The organism is Bradyrhizobium sp., from assembly GCF_035570375.1.
Classification (GTDB): Bacteria; Pseudomonadota; Alphaproteobacteria; order Rhizobiales; family Xanthobacteraceae; genus Bradyrhizobium.
In genome coordinates this window covers 1-15,938 of record NZ_DATMLW010000134.1, presented here as the reverse complement: position 1 = coordinate 15,938, position 15,938 = coordinate 1, and the positions used below count along the sequence as shown (strand labels likewise).

Below are 15,938 nucleotides of genomic sequence, written 5' to 3'. Positions count from 1 at the left end.
TGTTCGAGGAGACCGCCCCGTGACCACGCTCATCGAGCGCCTGGACTTGCCCGCCGCATTGCCGCGCTCGCGCAGTCGGCGCGACACCGAAACCGATACTGTTCAATTCGCGCAGGCTGCGCTCGCCGCGGCCAAGCAGGAGGGCCTGCAGCTGGCGGTGCGCGCGCGATATATCGCGCTCGTCGTAATCGCCTGCCTGTTGCCGATTATCAATCCGACGTGGGAGCAGCTTTACTATGTGGTGTTGCTTGGACTGTTCGCGCTGATTGGCTGGGGTCAGGTCAAGGTTGGACGTGTCGGCGTGTCGAGGCCGGAGCTTGCGCTGCTCTTCTGCGACCTTGCGCTGTTGACGTTCATCCTCGTTGTGCCGAATCCCTTCAGCTCCGCTCACTGGGCTGTGGCGATGCAGTATCATTTCGGCAACTTCATCTATTTTTTCGTGCTGCTGTCGGGCGCGACACTGGCCTATTCCTGGCGCACCGTCATTGCGGTCGGAACGTGGACCTCCGCTCTTTGGATTGCCGGCATGGTCTGGGTATGGTGGCAGCCCGATCGCAAATCCGGCGCTGACCGACCGTATCGCAGCGGCAACGGGCGACGATCAAAGGCTATTCGAGCTGATCTCGCCCAACTCGATCGTGTTCGGCGCGCGCATCCAGGAGATCGTCGTGTTCCTGATTGTCGCGATGACACTCGCCATCGCGGTGCGCCGCGGCAATGATCTCCTGATCCGCCATGCCGCAGTGGAACGCGAACGCGGCAACCTCGCGCGCTATTTCTCGCCCAACGTGGTCGAGGAATTGTCCAGGCACGACGAACCGTTAAGGCAGGTGCGCACACAAGAAGTCGCCGTGTTGTTCGTCGACATCGTTGGCTTCACCGCCTTTGCCGACGCGCGCACGGCGGAAGAGGTTGTGCGAACCTTGCGTGAATTCCATGCGCTGATGGAGCAGGAGGTATTCCGTCACAGCGGTACGCTCGACAAATACCTCGGCGATGGGCTGATGGCGACCTTTGGCACGCCTTTCGTGGGAGAGGCCGATGCCAGCAACGCGCTACGTTGCGCGCAGGCGATGATGGCTTCGGCGGATCGGTGGAACGGCGGGCGCAAAGCGGCCGGCGAGGCTCCAATGCGCGTCAGCTTTGGTTTGCATTACGGGCCGGTCGTGCTCGGCGACATCGGGCTGACCTGTCTTGAATTTGCGGTGATCGGGTCGACCGTAAACGCCGCAAGCCGGCTCGAAGCCTTGACCCGTGCGCTCGACTGCGAGTTGGTTGCGAGCGATGATCTCGTCAAGCGCGCCAAGGCCGAGCTCGGCAGCACTGATGCGGCGTTCCGGCCACTGGTTGCGCAAGCGCCGCAGACAATCCGCGGGCTTGAGCACCCGATCGCGATCTGGACCCAGGCGTGCGTCGGGGAGTTATAAATCGCGGCGATCGCAACGGGCCCTGAGCGTAGCAACATACCTTGGCCAGGCGGTCGGTGGTATAAAGCTGGCGAAGAAGCGGGTTTCATCGGAGCAATCGTGCGCGATCATAGTCCTGGTAGTTTGGGGGGTTATCGCACCACGGCTTGAGCGGACGTAACCTGTCCAACCTGAGCATCCTCGCCAGATGTCTGTTTTTGGCCCACAGCCAGCTTCAAGCTCCGCGGTGCCGAGGCTGGTGTATCATGGGCTCCTGCTGCTACAAGCCGGAGAGCGACTGTTAAAATGTCCGATCCTTCTGCTCCCTCGGAATTGGAGAAGCGCTCAACCGAGATGACAGCCTCTACGGCCCTCAAATTCTCGGTATTGCGACTTGCACTCGCCTTCGTCATCGCCGGTGTATCCGATGTCATTGGTGCTTTCGCGAGCTTGGCGCCGCCGATCGGATGGGCGGTCGATGTCGTGACTGCCGCGCTGTTGTTCGTCGTGCTGGGCTGGCAATGGCTACTTTTGCCGGGGCTAGTCCTGGAGGCGATACCAGGCGTGGGGGTACTTCCATTCTGGCTGTTGGTGGTTGGAGCAATTGCTTTCTTAGGCACGCCCCGGCCGAAGTTTGGAGAGCGCTGAAGCATCGCCCCCGTGGGCGGCGTTTTGGCCTTTCGGCACTCTACGGGAATTTGACCCTGGGATGAGGCTCACGCTCACCGGACTGGAACTCTCTCGACAATGGTCGAGTGAGTTCGTCTTGCAAAGGATGACCGGTGCGGCACCGGCCGAGAAACGTGAGTTGCTTGTGGCCTAAAGCCGACATGACCGAAGACAACTCCGATGTCTGCTTTAGCCCTGCCCCCGAAAGCGACCATGCGCGCAGTCACCGACAAATTTTTGTCCCCGGTGCGGCCTCAAGCGCGCCTTTGCGATTTATTTATGAGCGGGAGAAGCCCAGCGTGATAAGGTCACGTTAACGAAGAGGAAGTGCCATGTCCGATGATGATATGAAAGCTGAGGTCGAACGTCTCCGCAGGGAGAACGAGGCTCTCAAGAAGGGAACTTCCGACGGCGTCCGCATGAAGGTAAGTGAGAAAGGTGCCGTATCAGTTTACGGAATGGGACGCTTTCCAGTGACGCTATATAAAGAGCAGTGGTTGAAGCTTCTGAACATGTCCGATGACATTCGTGCGTTTATTGCCGAAAACGAAGCGCGACTGAAGGTGAAAGAGTGAATTGCTGCGCGATCGAGGCCGACGATTTTTGGGATGCCCGTCGACTGGGGTTCGGTCGAAGATGACCCAACTGCGACATCGGTAATCCCCTTCGAGTGTGCTAGTTTGAGCCGTTCGATGCTCGGTCCTTGGTCTCCTGGGGGAGGCAATGCGACGGCGGGAGTTCATCACATTTGTCGGCGGTACCGCCGCAGCCTGGCCGTTCGCGGCGCAGGCGCTGGGAAAAATGCGCCGGATAGGCGTGCTCATGAACCTTGCGGCCGACGATCCGGAGGGGCAAAGCCGCCTCGCGGGATTTCTGCAAGGCCTGCAGGAGGCTGGTTGGGCCGTTGGCCGCAACGTCACCATCGACGTGCGATGGGCGGCGGCCGATGCCGAGTTGATGAAACGATTTGCGAAGGAACTTGTCGCGCTTGAACCTAACCTCATCCTTACGAGCTCCACGCCTGTTACCGCGGCAATGCTGCAAGCGACTCGTACCATTCCTGTGATTTTCGTATTGGTTGCTGATCCTGTCGGTACTGGATTCGTCGCCAGTCTGCCGAGACCGGGCAGCAACGTGACTGGTTTCACCCCTATCGTGGGCTCGCTGGGTGGCAAATGGGTCGAATTCCTGAAGGCAATCGCACCGAGCGTCGGCAAGATCAGCATGATGTTCAACCCGCAAACGGTGACATATGTCGAAGGTTATCTGAGCTCCTTCAAAGCCGCCGCGGCATCCCGCGGCATGGAGGCGAGCGTCGCACCCGTTACCGACATGCACGAGATTGAATTGCTCGTTTCCGCAAGCGACCCGAGCAGTGGTCTCGTCGTGATACCGGATGCCTTCGCAGCACTCCATCGCGCGGACATTGTTTCGCTGGCGGTTCGCTATCGTGTCCCGGCCATCAATTGGTCCCGTACATTCACTGAAGGCGGCGGCCTGATCTCCTACGGTCCTAATCTTGTCGAGGAGTACCGGCGCGCGGCGACCTATGCCGACCACATCCTCAAAGGCGAAAAGCCGAGCGAGCTTCCTGTCCAGACTCCAGTCAAGTTCGAGCTGGTGATCAACCTCAAGACCGCAAAGGCGCTCGGACTTGAGGTGCCGCCGCTGCTCCAACAACGCGCCGACGAGGTGGTCGAATAAGGGTGCTTTTTGCTGCGGCGCATGAGTCCGGAATTGGCCCAAGGCCGACATGCGCGGCCACTTCCGCAATGTCCAGGGGTACCGCGGACCTTGGCTCGACGGCCGACAACGTCGGCTGATGACCCAAGGCGATCATCGGAGACAAGGCAACATCACCGTGCGCGCTTGTACCCCGGCGTCCTACCAGTTCCACACCGGAAGATATATCTCTTGATTCCCGTACCGTATCACCGGCACCACGGGCGGACCGTATGGATCGACCCGATCATCCTCAGGCCGATAACGATATCTTGGAACGATATTGGAGTCCCAGTAGGGCTCTGGAGTTACGACGGGCCTGACGATGTAAATCCTCCGCGGTTCGTGAACGACTTTTGCCTTCGCCCGGGCTGCGCCGGTAAAGGCTCCCTGGCTACACAGCGCCAGGGTCGTTGCGAAAGCGAACGCCACGGTCATTATCCTCATGCCTCGGCCTCCTTTTGATTTTTTGGAGTCTCCTGATTTGCTCGCGCAGGATGCTCTGCATCACGGGGGATCAACGACCTTGGGCGCTCCTTGGGCCATCGTTTCGGCGAGCGGTATCGAAGCAATCGAGACAACGAAAAAAACCACCACATTCGGTCGTCTCCGGCCTCCCTCTGACTATAGCATAAAACGGATGGCCGCCCCTTCTCCTCCGTAAAAAGTGAGGCCACCTCAATCGGCGACCTCTGTTACAGGGGACCAAGTTGGCGAGGTCTCTGGCCCTTCGCGTCATTTCGCATTCACGCGACAATCAGGCCGCCTTTGGTGCAAAGCGAACATCCGATCGTAGGCAACGCCGGCTGGCCGGGTCGCAACTGAAACCCGAAGCGGACTGCCTTACGGCTGTTGCCCCTGTTCGCGTAGTAACTACGCGGCTACGTCTGGGAGATTAATAAAGTGGGCGTTCCCGCCAAATGCGCCGGATGTCTGCCTGCGCATCACGTACGCGTTCCCGCCAAATGCTCCCGATCTCTGGCTGCGTATCATGTATCGACCGGGCCCTTGGCTGCTTTTGCTGGCGCTGCACAGGCGCTCGGGCATTTTCCGCGACCGGCGCTGGGGCATCTTGTACGGGCCTAGCAAGGGCCCGCGCATCTTGCTCAGCGGCCCAGGCCTGAAACTCCCTAAACAGGGCTTCTGATGATGCCTCGGTGTTTTCCGCCTGAGGCTGGCTGGAGGGTTCAGAGACATTGATTTCGCGGGTCGGGACGTCCTTTGCGGTCGGCGGCAAAGCCTCAGCGTCAGCGGTTGATTGAATTACAGCTGATTGAGTTATTGGTGTTGTTGGCGTCGACTGATCGGTGGCAGGCTGCGGCGCCAATTTGTCGACCGGCGAAGCTGTGACGTCAGCAAAGAGCGTCACCCGTTCCGACAGATTCGCAATACCGAGCGCTATCGCCGCTGCAACCAAAATAGTCGACATGAGACCTCGTAACGAGATAACAGGTTTGTCGTTCCCGATACCCTGGTCAGGCTCATCGGCGGAGAGAAAAAGCGGCAGGGGATCGCCCGGATCAAACCCGTCTTTCGTCGCCATCGCGTGATGCCCCATCCTGATGTTCCTGTCGGGTATAGCTGTTATCGAGGTCCAAAAAGCGGAGAAATCTTGATTTCACTTGGACCGGTGGACCGGCTCAATCACGCGGCGGGGCCCTTGGCGGGCATTTCGGCCGCGCGGGTTCCTAAACGGTCCCAAAACGACCTGCCCTTCCCAACCCTCAGAAAATGACCATTTCTAGCAAGCGACAAAAAGCCACCCTTACGTTCACCGTTGGAGGATTTTCCTATGCCCCGGATTTCAGCATTTGTTGCCGTACTAACGGTGCTATTGACGACCGGCACTTTGGCAGCACCAAAGGATCAAAGCAATTTTTCCCCAAACTGTTACTCACAAAAATGCTACGAGGAATGTTCCGCTAAATCAGCCAAAAACTGCGAAAATATTTGCCAACGGATAGCGAGCACCAAGCCACCTTGCAAGTAGTCGGCAGCGAGGCCCCCTTCGGTTGCGGTCCGTTGGTTTGTGTGGACGGCGAGGCCGTCAAACCTCCTCCTTGGACTCCCAGACTTGGACGCGCGTTGTTGTCTCCGGGAAGCCGGGAGTCTACGACTGATCAGTCCGGATGTTCCGCGTTCCGGCGCTCTTTGCTGACGTGGCTACCTGATCTTCGCCAGGCATTCCTTCAGGCGATCAAGATCCGAACGAATTTCGGAGTCCATGGCGCCTTCTAATGCGAGCGTGCCCTTGCTGAAGAATTCTGCGGAGGCTTTTCTGTCCAAATTCTGCTTCCAATCCCGGATTGCCTGCTTTGTGGCCTTTTGGGCCTCCGATGTCGCTTTAAGGTACGTCTTTATACAGGCGTCGGCCGCTGAGCATATCTGGCACTCTTGAGCGGTGGCAGTACTTGAGACAAGCAAGGCCAGTGTCGCGGCAAGGGCCTTCATTGCTTTTCTCCCGGTATTGGTCCCGATCAAAAAACGGCCCGACCAAAGGAGCAAAGCCGGGGCCATCAGTCGTTCTCCCCCCGGTACTGAGGCAGGAGGGGGTGAGTTTTTAACGTGGTGATGATTCGTGTTCGCATTGCGCCGTTTCCCTGCGCAAAGGAAGTAGTCTGAACGCGCCGATCAAAAGCCACCGCCCACACGGTGAAGACGCCGGAGTTTTCTTCAATCGTCCCATTCGCCGCAGTTTTGCGAATCTTTTGCCACGGATCGGAGCTCAAAACGCCATTTCGAGGTGGATCATGGTGGATAGTCAGGGGCCCCGCCCGATGGCCGTTGTCCGGAATCCTGGCGGCTCGGCCCTTTTGCTTTTCGATAGAGTCCGGACCAAAGTACGAGGAAATCATCCATGGCGAGTATCACGACTCCGCGGATCGGTGCGCTCACGGCTGAATCTGTGATGCGAGACTATGAGTCCGCAGCTAAGGAAATCGAAGCGATGGGCGCTGAGCTGATCAGCGCGGCGAAAAAATGGGAGGCGATGACTGCCGATGTGCGAAACGCAATTCGTGACACCGCAGAGGCATATCGCGAGGAAGGCGAGAAGATTTTCGAGCTTATAGAGAAGTGCGCGCTGTACACCGAGGACGTTCGCAAGACATGCGAAGATTTGAAACGCGGGGCGATAGAGGGTAACGGCGGCGCTCAGTAGCCCCTCCCGGCGTGGAGTATGCCGCCTGAATTGCCAAACGAGGAGTGCAGAAGGCACGGAGCTCGAATGAAAAAGACAATCGCGAGTGTCTCTCTTTCTCTAGCGTTGATGTCTTCGGCAGCGATGGCCAACGACCGCGCGGACAACGCTGTGTCCGGGGCCCTCTCGAAGATCGGTCATGCGGCTCACACGCTGGTGGCTCATATCGCCAAACCGTTCACCACACGCGCTCGCAGCTCGAGCCGATCAAGCGCCACCCAGCAGGCACAGAGAGCTTCTGGGGCGGGACCAGGTTCACATGTGAGCGACAGTCCACCTGCACAGCGGAGCCAGGCTGATGCACCAACAGCGGCAGCGACCTCTGCTCCGAGGAGTGCATCCGCTCTTCCGCCAGTCCAGCCCCTGGAGTGAGGCCCAAAGCAATCGAGCCTGCGAGCGTTTCTGCCGCGAGCCAGCCCGCCTGTGCCTTCAGAGCGCACCTTGCCAAAGTTGATCTTCCGGGGCCTGGGCATGCCCATGATTCCGCCGATCAGGCCAGGAGGAAAGCCGCCAGGGATTGGGCGTTCTTTTAGAGCGAGCTATATCCACACCCTGGCTCCGAAAGCAGCAGCTTTGCGATTTCCAGGGGCGGAGACTGCCCGACCTGGATTCTTTTGGCTTCCGGCTCCGATTGAACAAACACTATGGAGCGCCGAACGTAATGCGTTCCATGGTGAGTAGTGCCGTCGATGGTCACGGTGACGGGTTTAACTGGGGTGGGTGCCGCCGCTGCCTTTTTCAGCCCGATCTTGACCAGGCCCGGATGGGTGGGCGGTAATTCCGATCACACCTCGTCAATATCGACGCGAGCAGCGTTCAGCGCGTGGGTAGTTTTCCACAAGTATAATCGGCGCTGGTCCATTGAGCTGACCGAATCTCGTTGAATGATTCCGACCAGCGGGGCCGGGCGACGGTCTGTCCTCACCGTGGCGATGTTGCCCCCGCAACCCTCTCGGCAGTGGCGGTGATCCAATGGCCAAGCGGCCAGTCGAGTTTCTGAACGGCAAGGAACTGGCGGGCGAGCTTACCCAGCCGATCGATCACGGCTTATATATGCCGTTCCTCGGTGCGGTTGGCAGCCCTGAGAAATACCTGGCGGAGAGGAAAAAGGAGCTTCGTCAACGGCGAACAGCCAAGATGCCGGCGCTGGCCCGTCATCTCGGGATTGACGTCGAGCGGTTCAACCTGTCGCCGGAGAATGGCCTTGGATGGATGATGCTGTATGCAGTCATCGCTGAAAGACTGACTGAGGAATTGATCCCCGGCTTTCAGGAAAAGTCGCGCGGAACACTTCCGCGCGAAGTCTTAGGACAAGCTCGCATCGCCATCGCCCTCTTGAGGCTAAATGGGAGGGCCCAATCCCAGCTGGAGGCGTGCGAGGAAATCATAAAGCTTTGGAATCCGGAGCTCGCGAAACCGGGATGCAAGAGCGAACTGAGGCGCAAAGCGGATTCGCTGCGTGTTCGTGTAGCTGAGGACCGGGTTAGAACTCGGAAGTCTGCCGCCAGGTAACGGCGGCAGGTCGGCGGCAAAAGCCGGCAGCTGGCCACAGCCCGGTCTCATCGCTGCGGACGAGCTGATGGAGTGAGCAATGTCGGCTGTTGGCCGATCGCGGCATATTGCGCCGCCGCTCGACCTTGGTCGCCAACGGGGCACGGCGGAAACTGACCGGTATCCTTCGATCGAAGAGGGCGACGCTGTTGAACCCGAGCGGCAATTGAGGAATGTCTGCTATTCCTCCGCTGTCAGGGCATAAGCAGATATCCGGCAAATGGGCCAAAACTGACGTTACCGACCCGACTACGACCCTCAACGTCCTGCTTACCGTGCCGGGCACGGTGCGCCTAACGGGATCACAATTGCGGGCCAGAAAGATTCATCTCACGCTCTGCTCGGAAAACGTTACCGTAGAGGTTAGAAATCCATTGACGCCCGCTCGAGGTGACATTGAGGTAGCGTATAGCCGTCTGAATTTGCGGAGCAACATTGTTCCAGTAGAAGTGCGGGTATTTGTAGACAATGTCTGCCGGCGTATCATAGCCAAGCGTTTTATTTAAACCAATTTCCTCAAATTCGTAGAACAGCGCATTTGCTTTTCTCATGTAGTTGGGGTCGCCGAGCTGACCGATCAGGTCGGCGGCGCGCAGCAGCAAACCCTCTTCTTCAGTTAGTCCGTCGTCGTTCGAGGATGTCGCGACGTAGGGAAAACGCGTATACTCGATTGCTTGGGCAATTCGCGTAGCGTTGAGCTCTTCCACAGTGTCGAGGCGCTCGAAAACGAACAATTTTGACCGATCCACATGGTATGGCGCGAGAGCTGCATCGGACGATCCTCGCGGCAAACGAATCGTGCGACCATTGACATCGGCGACGTAGGATTCACAGTCGTCGCCTTGAACAACACCGCGGACGTATCCGATGTCGTGGGTGAGGCATGCCACAATGAAATTGGCGTAGTCGTGCGGTGTGGTTGGGCACAGCAATGCTCGGCCCATCATGATGTCATGTCCTGCAAGCGTAACCAGTAGCGAGTGCTCAAGATCATGATACAGCGCATCACTGTTACCGATGCACTCCAACGTGAGCCTGGCCGCATACGGAAGGAATTCAGCCAGGCGGGCATGTGAAGTGCCAAACCGGCCTTTAGTTTCTTCGGTCAGGAATTCCCCCAAAGCGAGCGCTGCTAGTTTTGGAATTGTGATCATCTGAACACCTGTCTCAGTTGCTGCTTCGCCATTTCCGGCGGATTCGAACAGGAACCGATGGCCGGTCAGCGTGCTGTTGCACCCAAGAGGTGGCGGCTATGACAACGCCAAGCCGTCCTCGGCATCTAGGTCTACGACCGAAGCAAAGAGACTATCACGATACGGATCGATATGCCTTCGCTCACATGCGGCCCTCTGACCTGACCGGGTCAAATTGCCGGGCTTTCCGTCATCTTGAGACATGCCCAACGTCTCGGCCAAGATGCGGTAACGTCGCGCAGCCGGCAACGGAACCTAAAACAGGAACACGTAATCCGCCAGAGGCGTGAGGAATCGTAAGCTAATACTTCCGAGTTTGATTTCGCTGCAAAGTAGCCGTTCGGTCGCTTTTCGGAGAGAGAGACGGACATCAATTAGCAGGTAGGACCGGCCGGTTCGGTCGCGAATGACCCAAGCGGACTCCAGATTCTCAGAATTTTCCGTGAAGTTCCCTCGCCGTCAAACCGAACCGTTTGCGATATGCACTGGGAGAGATTCCCATCACCTTATTAAAGACTTTGCGGAATGCGCCCGCATCCTCATAGCCGATGCTAAAAGCAATCTGGTCGACGGCGTGGTTTGTGAACTCCAGCATCTCGCGAGCCCTGCCTACGCGTAGCTGCTGGCAATATTCAGTGGGTCTTAGTCCAGTAGCTTTTTGGAAACGCCGCAAAAATGTGCGCTCTTCTAGACCGGCACGCGCCACCATAGTGTGGAGGTTGGCGTCTCGGGCACCGTTCGACTGAAGCCAATGTTGCACGTTCAGAATGGGTCGGTCGCCGTGATGAAAGTTGGGAGAGAAGCTGCTGTAATAGCGTTGCTCACGACCCGGTGGGTCAACGAGAAGAAAGCGTGCAGTTTCCAACATGATTGTTGACCCGAGCAACCGGTCAACCAGCTTCATGCCTAAATCGGTCCAAGCCATCACCCCTCCGGCAGTTATTATGTCCCCATCTTCAATGATGAGCTTGTCACCATCGACACGAATATCGGGAAAACGTCGCATGAGCTCGTCAAGATAGGTCCAATGCGTGGTCGCCGAACGACCTGCAAGTAGGCCGGTTTCGGCCAGTACGAAAGCGCCAGCACAAACCGAGCAAAGTATCGAGCCGTCGTCGTGCCAGTCCGTAAGCCATACTGCAAACGGGGCTGCCTGCTCGCGGGATATCGGTTTGCTAAGACTCGGTGGTACGATAAGGACGGCAGGACGGTTATAGGGCCCAGGGATAGTGTCGAAGACGCATTCCATCGCCTTTCCGTTCGCAATCTGGCGCCAATGGCTGACACGAAGAGCCGGTTCTGCCGGGAGCCTTCGCACCGCCGCGAAGCGATTGGCCACAAGGAAAATATCCGTCAAGCCATGGACGGCCGCGAGCTGCGCCTCCGGATAGATGAGGATACCGATCTCAAGCGGCCTGCTTATCGGGCCCATGTCAGTTTTCGCCCGCAGAATGTCGGTTCTGACAATATCACATTCGTAAAAGCGAGATAGGCTTTCTGGCAGGCGGCACTTTTCAGAAATGAAGCACAGCTCAGGAAGTCGCCATGTCGGAAATCCATTCACCCACTGCGTCTCGCCGCGAATTGCTTATGGGAGCTGCGGCGTCAGGTGCTGGCGCACTTTCGGAGACAATGCCTGTAGCCGGTACAGTACGTGCCGCTGATCGCATCAACTCAGGAGGCAGCCAGATGAGTATCATCAAGACCAAAGACGGCACGGAAATCTTCTACAAAGACTGGGGCAAAGGTCAGCCCATCGTGTTCAGTCATGGGTGGCCGCTCTCAGCAGATGACTGGGACACGCAAATGATGTTCTTCCTCAATCATGGATATCGCGTCATTGCCCATGATCGGCGCGGGCATGGCCGGTCCTCGCAACCAGGCGAGGGCCATGACATGGACCACTATGCAGATGACCTGGCGGCCTTGACCGCGCATCTCGATCTGAACAACGCCATCCACGTTGGTCATTCGACCGGTGGCGGCGAAGTCGTACACTACATCGCGCGCCACGGCCAGAGTCGAGTATCGAAGGCCGCTATCATTAGCGCGGTGCCGCCGCTGATGGTGAAGACGGAGGCTAATCCCGGCGGCCTTCCCAAGGCAGTGTTCGATGGATTCCAGACGCAGCTCGCAGCCAACCGTGCGCAGTTCTACTACGATGTGCCGGCGGGACCATTCTATGGATATAATCGACCGGGCGCGAAGCCCTCTCAAGGCGTAATCTGGAATTGGTGGCGCCAGGGCATGATGGGCGGCGCGAAGGCGCACTACGATGGTATCGTCGCGTTTTCACAGACTGATTTCACCGAGGACCTGAAGAAGATCACGGTGCCGGTCTTCGTGATGCATGGCGACGACGACCAGATCGTGCCCTATCCCGACTCAGCGCCATTGTCCGCAAAGTTGCTGAAGAACGGGACCCTGAAGACCTACAAAGGCTTTCCACACGGCATGCCGACCACAGAGGCGGAAACGATCAACGCCGACCTGCTGGCTTTCCTGAAAGCATAACGGGTTGGTTAAATTCGGGAGAGACCGCCGCCAGGCGGTCTCTCTTTTTGCAGCTTTTACGTCAATATGAAACACAAGTTGATGTCGTCTCTTGGCCCTTCGCGTCATTTCGTAAGAGCGCAGCAGCCAGGTCGCTTTCGGCGCAAAGCGTTTCGCTGCAAAGTAGCCGTTCGGTCGCTTTTCGGAGAGAGGCGGACATCAATTAGCAGGTAGGACCGGCCGGTTCGGTCGCGAATGACCCCAGGCGGCCAGGGATGTCCGACTGGGTCGCGCATAAATTCTCGGGCGGCGTATTTGCCTATCCCTTCCGGTGCGGCCGATTTGCAGCTTATCTACGGCTTGCTGAAAAAGCTATATCGCATGCTCTCCTTGTTCGGATACCAGTTCCAATCATCCTCGTCAGTCTCCTGTTCGATCCGCCAGATCTCATCGAGCAAAGCCGGATTGGAAACAGCGAGCTTGAAGCCGTTGCGCACGAAGGCGTCGGACCACTCGGAATATGTCCAAAAGGTCCGTAAACCCCTGAACAACATGTAGTCTTCGATTACCTCCTCTGTCATGTCGGTAGTTACACCCTGGAACAGCAATCCTACACGGCACACCCGAAACAATTCCTTGAGGGCTTGATCAATCTTTTCTTCAGGAAGGTAAGGAAGGCACGTGACATAAGCAAACTCGAACGATCCGTTCTCGAAAGGCATTTTGAGCACATCGCCAAGCAGGTTTCGTCCGCGCCACCCTTCCGGGGTTTTCGAATGTATGTGCGCGTTATTTTCGATGCCCCAGGCTTCGATGCCGAGTTTGTCAAATTGCCTGAGGGTCAGGCCATTCGCGCTGCCGCAGTCAAGCAACCTGTAGGGTGTCTCTGGACCCCAGATAGCCTTGATCAAATCGAGAATATATTTTCCATTAAAGAGGTCTTCGAAGGCTTCTTCATAACTTAGATTATCCGAATAATTGTTGAAGTAGCTGTCGGCGATCGCATTCCGATCAGTCGAGACACACACGTCGACCTGATGCGCGAATTTGCGCTTGCGCATCTCGGTGATGCCAATGCTCTTGTCATGATCCATCTGTTGAACCTCCGCCTGGCCTTCACTTCCAACTACGCTGCCGGCACGCGACCCGCATCAATAAGGATCGAACCTTCAATGTGCAATGGCGTCTCGATCGGATCGCCCCAACCCGGCGCGTGCGGCCAAGCAAAGTTATCGCAGGCACGTCGGATGTCAGGGCTGCACCTGAAATAGCTGAAATCGGGGCAATCCGCGACCCCGTCGATGAGGGGAATATCATTGACATCGAACCGCGCGAGCGACCTCGTTTGGGACCACACCACGGTTTCATCGCGCGATGCCCAGTTTAGAAACCTGCATGGGACTTCTGCGGCGATTGATCGCTAGAGGCGCGATCAAAAATCGCGCAGTGCAAACGAGCCCTGACTGACCCTGCGTCAACCATGATGTTGACTAAATCTCTGATTCGACTGATCGACTCTACCGCGGAGTCGCGGAACTAACGGCGGGCTGCGGTTGATCGGGGATAGTCACGAGCGTGCGGGTCATTTTTGACCGTCCGCCATCGAGGTAGGGTGACGGCAGTCTGTCGGCCTTTGCCAAGGGCGGCCCATCGACCTCCGGCCCCGACGCGATGGCTTCAATTGGAGCGCGTGGTCCAATGTTCACCCATCGCGCTTCAAAAGTATCGCGATCTTTCACAGTTGAGTTTGATGCCCCCACCTGGGAGGCTGGTGGGTTGCGAGGTTTTTGAACGGTGCTTGCAACCTCTTCATCCGACGCCGGCCGCGCGGATGTCTCACCGGGCCACTCCAACAGCGATTTGGATAGCCCCGGCTTGCCTTCGTACCAGCATTTTCGTCCGTCGATCAGACGGTAGGACCACCATTGACCATGTGGATTTGATGGCATCTCAGCATTGCATTGTTGTTTTGCCTCGGTGGTTGAAATCTCGATTGACGATAGTGCAGCAATGAAGGCGATGAGAGCGATGGATCGAAATTGTCTCGTCATATCGCGCAACTCAGAGACGACTTCGTGTGAGAACCGCCAGCGACTGAAACGAGAATTTGCCGTTCGTTGGTTTGGGGCGGGCGCTGAAGGTATTCTTCCGAGATACGTTGCGTGTCGCTAACCGCTTGAAAAGCCGGCTGTTGATCAGTCATATTTTTACCCATGCAAAAAAATGGCCGCGCTGCAAAGGGATAGAGAAATCAAGTCAGCTTTGAGATTATCCCATCAATTTTTGTTACGGATGAGTCGGGATTCTGGCGCTTGGATGGCGGTTCTCGAGGAACGCCCGCCAGGTGCCGGCAGCCTGCCGGGACTTCGTCCAGGGTGCCGCTCGACCGCAGGCGATGGCGAGCACGTTGCGGTGCAGCCGCAATCTGGCCGCCTCGATCCAGCGCTTGAGCCCGTGACACTCCCGGCTCTGCGGTTTGGGACGCGCACCGAATGGTGCGGGCGCTGCACGAGCGAAAGGAAGTTCGGCATGAACCGGGCCGAAGATACATGGTAGTCGGATAAGACGACAAAACGTTCCGGAGACGTGGTCGTTTATCTTGGGAACGGGCCCGGAGCAGTGATGGTTGTCGTGGCATGGAGGATATTGCCATGCTTGTCTTTTACCTACCGATTATAATCCTGGAAGCGATGTTCGACGCGCGCGAGGTGGAGAGCGAGCCAACTGCGATTGAATAGTTTGGCCCCGGAGCATCCGGATGAGGGATATGCAAGCGCACTTGGAAAAGCTTCGCGCCGAGGCCACCAACTGCGAAAGGATTGCCAAGCTCACGACGGTTAAGGCGAAGCGAGACTTGTTTACCAGGCTTGCTCAGCACTACGGCGTATTAGCCTCCGAGGTAGAGCACGCTATCAAGAATTCAATCCAGAACAGTCGAGCTGGCTAGGCCCTGTACTCATAAATGGCATTGAGCAACTCGCGCTCCGATGTCGGCTTTTCCTCCAACTGCTGCGTTAGAACGGACATCGCCGGAGGTCGGAGAAGGGCCATGAGCAGACATCAACACCAAAGAGCAGTCCCCTATTCGTGAAGCAGCGTTTGCCAGTTTGAAGGCACCGCTTCGGCCGGTCCGGGCACCGGTTGGTCCAACGGATGCGAGTGAGGGGCGTGAAGCTTCGGGCCGGCGAAGAACTCTCCAGTACGATAGTCGTAAAACCAACGCTCGCCCGGCTCGAAGCTCGTGATTATCGGGTGACCCGTAGCCGCGTTATGTTTCGATGCATGCTGATTTGGTGAAGTATCACAGCAGCCGATGTGCCCGCATTCGACACATCTGCGAAGATGCAGCCACCACCCGCCAACAGCCGAGCATTCGACGCAACCCGTTCCGCTTGGCTTGGCTGCGGGGTTGATGCCATCCCTCTCAGACTTCATAGGGTCAGCTCACAGAGAGTGTACGCGGTCACCCATAGATGCTTTCACGCGTCCTGCTGCTTAGCCGTAAGCAACGCCCGGGTTGCTTTGCCCAACTTCTATAATATAGCCATCAGGATCGCGAATATAGCAGCGCGTCTCGCCGTACTTGGGCTTCGGCTCCGTGATGAACTCGGCTCCTCGACTTCGCCAAAGTTTATAACACGCTTGAATATCTGCAACGCGGATATTCATAAAGCTGCTGACTAAATCGGGATTGGCGGGGACGCT

General features: G+C 57.4%; 17 protein-coding genes. 8 read left to right on the top strand and 9 right to left on the bottom strand.

The features are described from left to right. Window positions 1-19: 19 nt before the first annotated feature. The 5 genes from VNX23_RS14570 to VNX23_RS14550 all read left to right on the top strand — a co-directional run bounded on the left by VNX23_RS14570 (window position 20) and on the right by VNX23_RS14550 (window position 3,779). Entirely contained in the window at window positions 20-721 is a 702-nt protein-coding gene (locus VNX23_RS14570; protein ID WP_325631101.1) for a hypothetical protein, read from the top strand. Beyond that, window positions 639-1,427: an adenylate/guanylate cyclase domain-containing protein gene (locus VNX23_RS14565; RefSeq protein ID WP_325631099.1), complete on the top strand. Its 789-nt coding sequence runs from the start codon at window positions 639-641 to the stop codon at window positions 1,425-1,427. The genes VNX23_RS14570 and VNX23_RS14565 overlap by 83 nt, the downstream gene beginning before the upstream one ends. Window positions 1,428-1,760: 333 nt before the next feature. Next, window positions 1,761-2,054 (top strand): hypothetical protein, encoded by a 294-nt coding sequence (locus VNX23_RS14560; RefSeq protein WP_325631097.1) that lies wholly within the window; start codon window positions 1,761-1,763, stop codon window positions 2,052-2,054. Between the two features lie 353 nt (window positions 2,055-2,407). Further along, window positions 2,408-2,650 carry a hypothetical protein gene (locus VNX23_RS14555; protein WP_325631096.1) on the top strand — a complete coding sequence of 81 codons (243 nt, stop codon included), beginning with the start codon at window positions 2,408-2,410 and terminating at the stop codon, window positions 2,648-2,650. A 148-nt stretch (window positions 2,651-2,798) separates the two neighbouring features. Continuing rightward, window positions 2,799-3,779: an ABC transporter substrate-binding protein gene (locus VNX23_RS14550; protein WP_325631094.1), complete on the top strand. Its 981-nt coding sequence runs from the start codon at window positions 2,799-2,801 to the stop codon at window positions 3,777-3,779. Window positions 3,780-3,959: 180 nt separating this feature from the next. On the opposite strand, the gene VNX23_RS14545 is transcribed toward VNX23_RS14550, so the two are convergent. The 3 genes from VNX23_RS14545 to VNX23_RS14535 form a co-directional block, all read right to left on the bottom strand. Further along, window positions 3,960-4,244 (bottom strand): hypothetical protein, encoded by a 285-nt coding sequence (locus tag VNX23_RS14545; protein WP_325631093.1) that lies wholly within the window; start codon window positions 4,242-4,244, stop codon window positions 3,960-3,962. 448 nt (window positions 4,245-4,692) lie between these two features. Further along, window positions 4,693-5,355, bottom strand: a complete 663-nt coding sequence (locus VNX23_RS14540) for a hypothetical protein (protein ID WP_325631091.1) — start codon at window positions 5,353-5,355, stop codon at window positions 4,693-4,695. Window positions 5,356-5,960: 605 nt separating this feature from the next. Beyond that, complete coding sequence (locus tag VNX23_RS14535; protein WP_325631089.1) at window positions 5,961-6,314, bottom strand: hypothetical protein; 354 nt, start codon at window positions 6,312-6,314, stop codon at window positions 5,961-5,963. Window positions 6,315-6,654: 340 nt separating this feature from the next. On the opposite strand from VNX23_RS14535, the gene VNX23_RS14530 reads away from it, so the two are divergent. After that, the gene (locus VNX23_RS14530) at window positions 6,655-6,957 is read left to right on the top strand and encodes a hypothetical protein (RefSeq protein WP_325631088.1); all 303 of its coding nucleotides are present in this window, start codon (window positions 6,655-6,657) and stop codon (window positions 6,955-6,957) included. A 1,011-nt stretch (window positions 6,958-7,968) separates the two neighbouring features. Further along, window positions 7,969-8,508, top strand: coding sequence for a hypothetical protein (locus VNX23_RS14525; protein ID WP_325631086.1), 540 nt, complete (start codon window positions 7,969-7,971; stop codon window positions 8,506-8,508). A 341-nt stretch (window positions 8,509-8,849) separates the two neighbouring features. On the opposite strand, the gene VNX23_RS14520 is transcribed toward VNX23_RS14525, so the two are convergent. Beyond that, entirely contained in the window at window positions 8,850-9,701 is an 852-nt protein-coding gene (locus VNX23_RS14520; RefSeq protein WP_325631085.1) for a metal-dependent phosphohydrolase, read from the bottom strand. 469 nt (window positions 9,702-10,170) lie between these two features. Then, on the bottom strand, window positions 10,171-11,172 hold the full coding sequence (locus tag VNX23_RS14515) for a GlxA family transcriptional regulator (protein WP_325631130.1): 1,002 nt from the start codon (window positions 11,170-11,172) through the stop codon (window positions 10,171-10,173). A 257-nt stretch (window positions 11,173-11,429) separates the two neighbouring features. Between VNX23_RS14515 and VNX23_RS14510 the strand changes: the two genes are divergently transcribed. Continuing rightward, window positions 11,430-12,254, top strand: coding sequence for an alpha/beta hydrolase (locus VNX23_RS14510; protein WP_325631128.1), 825 nt, complete (start codon window positions 11,430-11,432; stop codon window positions 12,252-12,254). A gap of 332 nt (window positions 12,255-12,586) precedes the next feature. Here the strand turns inward: VNX23_RS14510 and VNX23_RS14505 are convergent, their stop codons facing one another. The 4 genes from VNX23_RS14505 to VNX23_RS14490 form a co-directional block, all read right to left on the bottom strand. Next, window positions 12,587-13,327: a class I SAM-dependent methyltransferase gene (locus VNX23_RS14505; protein WP_325631083.1), complete on the bottom strand. Its 741-nt coding sequence runs from the start codon at window positions 13,325-13,327 to the stop codon at window positions 12,587-12,589. Between the two features lie 423 nt (window positions 13,328-13,750). After that, window positions 13,751-14,293 carry a hypothetical protein gene (locus VNX23_RS14500; protein WP_325631081.1) on the bottom strand — a complete coding sequence of 181 codons (543 nt, stop codon included), beginning with the start codon at window positions 14,291-14,293 and terminating at the stop codon, window positions 13,751-13,753. Window positions 14,294-15,314: 1,021 nt separating this feature from the next. Continuing rightward, complete coding sequence (locus VNX23_RS14495; RefSeq protein WP_325631080.1) at window positions 15,315-15,668, bottom strand: UBP-type zinc finger domain-containing protein; 354 nt, start codon at window positions 15,666-15,668, stop codon at window positions 15,315-15,317. A gap of 60 nt (window positions 15,669-15,728) precedes the next feature. Beyond that, on the bottom strand, window positions 15,729-15,938 hold a 210-nt coding region (locus tag VNX23_RS14490; RefSeq protein ID WP_325631079.1), incomplete at its 5' end, for a VOC family protein.

Excerpts from the sequence above, each read along its gene's own strand:
- VNX23_RS14560 (WP_325631097.1), top strand. The coding sequence starts at position 1,761 with ATGACAGCCTCTACGGCCCTCAAATTCTCGGTATTGCGACTTGCACTC.
- VNX23_RS14530 (WP_325631088.1), top strand. The coding sequence starts at position 6,655 with ATGGCGAGTATCACGACTCCGCGGATCGGTGCGCTCACGGCTGAATCT.
- VNX23_RS14545 (WP_325631093.1), bottom strand. The coding sequence starts at position 4,244 with ATGAGGATAATGACCGTGGCGTTCGCTTTCGCAACGACCCTGGCGCTG.
- VNX23_RS14520 (WP_325631085.1), bottom strand. The coding sequence starts at position 9,701 with ATGATCACAATTCCAAAACTAGCAGCGCTCGCTTTGGGGGAATTCCTG.
- VNX23_RS14555 (WP_325631096.1), top strand. The coding sequence starts at position 2,408 with ATGTCCGATGATGATATGAAAGCTGAGGTCGAACGTCTCCGCAGGGAG.
- VNX23_RS14525 (WP_325631086.1), top strand. The coding sequence starts at position 7,969 with ATGGCCAAGCGGCCAGTCGAGTTTCTGAACGGCAAGGAACTGGCGGGC.
- VNX23_RS14515 (WP_325631130.1), bottom strand. The coding sequence starts at position 11,172 with ATGGGCCCGATAAGCAGGCCGCTTGAGATCGGTATCCTCATCTATCCG.
- VNX23_RS14550 (WP_325631094.1), top strand. The coding sequence starts at position 2,799 with ATGCGACGGCGGGAGTTCATCACATTTGTCGGCGGTACCGCCGCAGCC.
- VNX23_RS14510 (WP_325631128.1), top strand. The coding sequence starts at position 11,430 with ATGAGTATCATCAAGACCAAAGACGGCACGGAAATCTTCTACAAAGAC.
- VNX23_RS14505 (WP_325631083.1), bottom strand. The coding sequence starts at position 13,327 with ATGGATCATGACAAGAGCATTGGCATCACCGAGATGCGCAAGCGCAAA.
- VNX23_RS14495 (WP_325631080.1), bottom strand. The coding sequence starts at position 15,668 with ATGAAGTCTGAGAGGGATGGCATCAACCCCGCAGCCAAGCCAAGCGGA.
- VNX23_RS14535 (WP_325631089.1), bottom strand. The coding sequence starts at position 6,314 with ATGGCCCCGGCTTTGCTCCTTTGGTCGGGCCGTTTTTTGATCGGGACC.
- VNX23_RS14540 (WP_325631091.1), bottom strand. The coding sequence starts at position 5,355 with ATGGGGCATCACGCGATGGCGACGAAAGACGGGTTTGATCCGGGCGAT.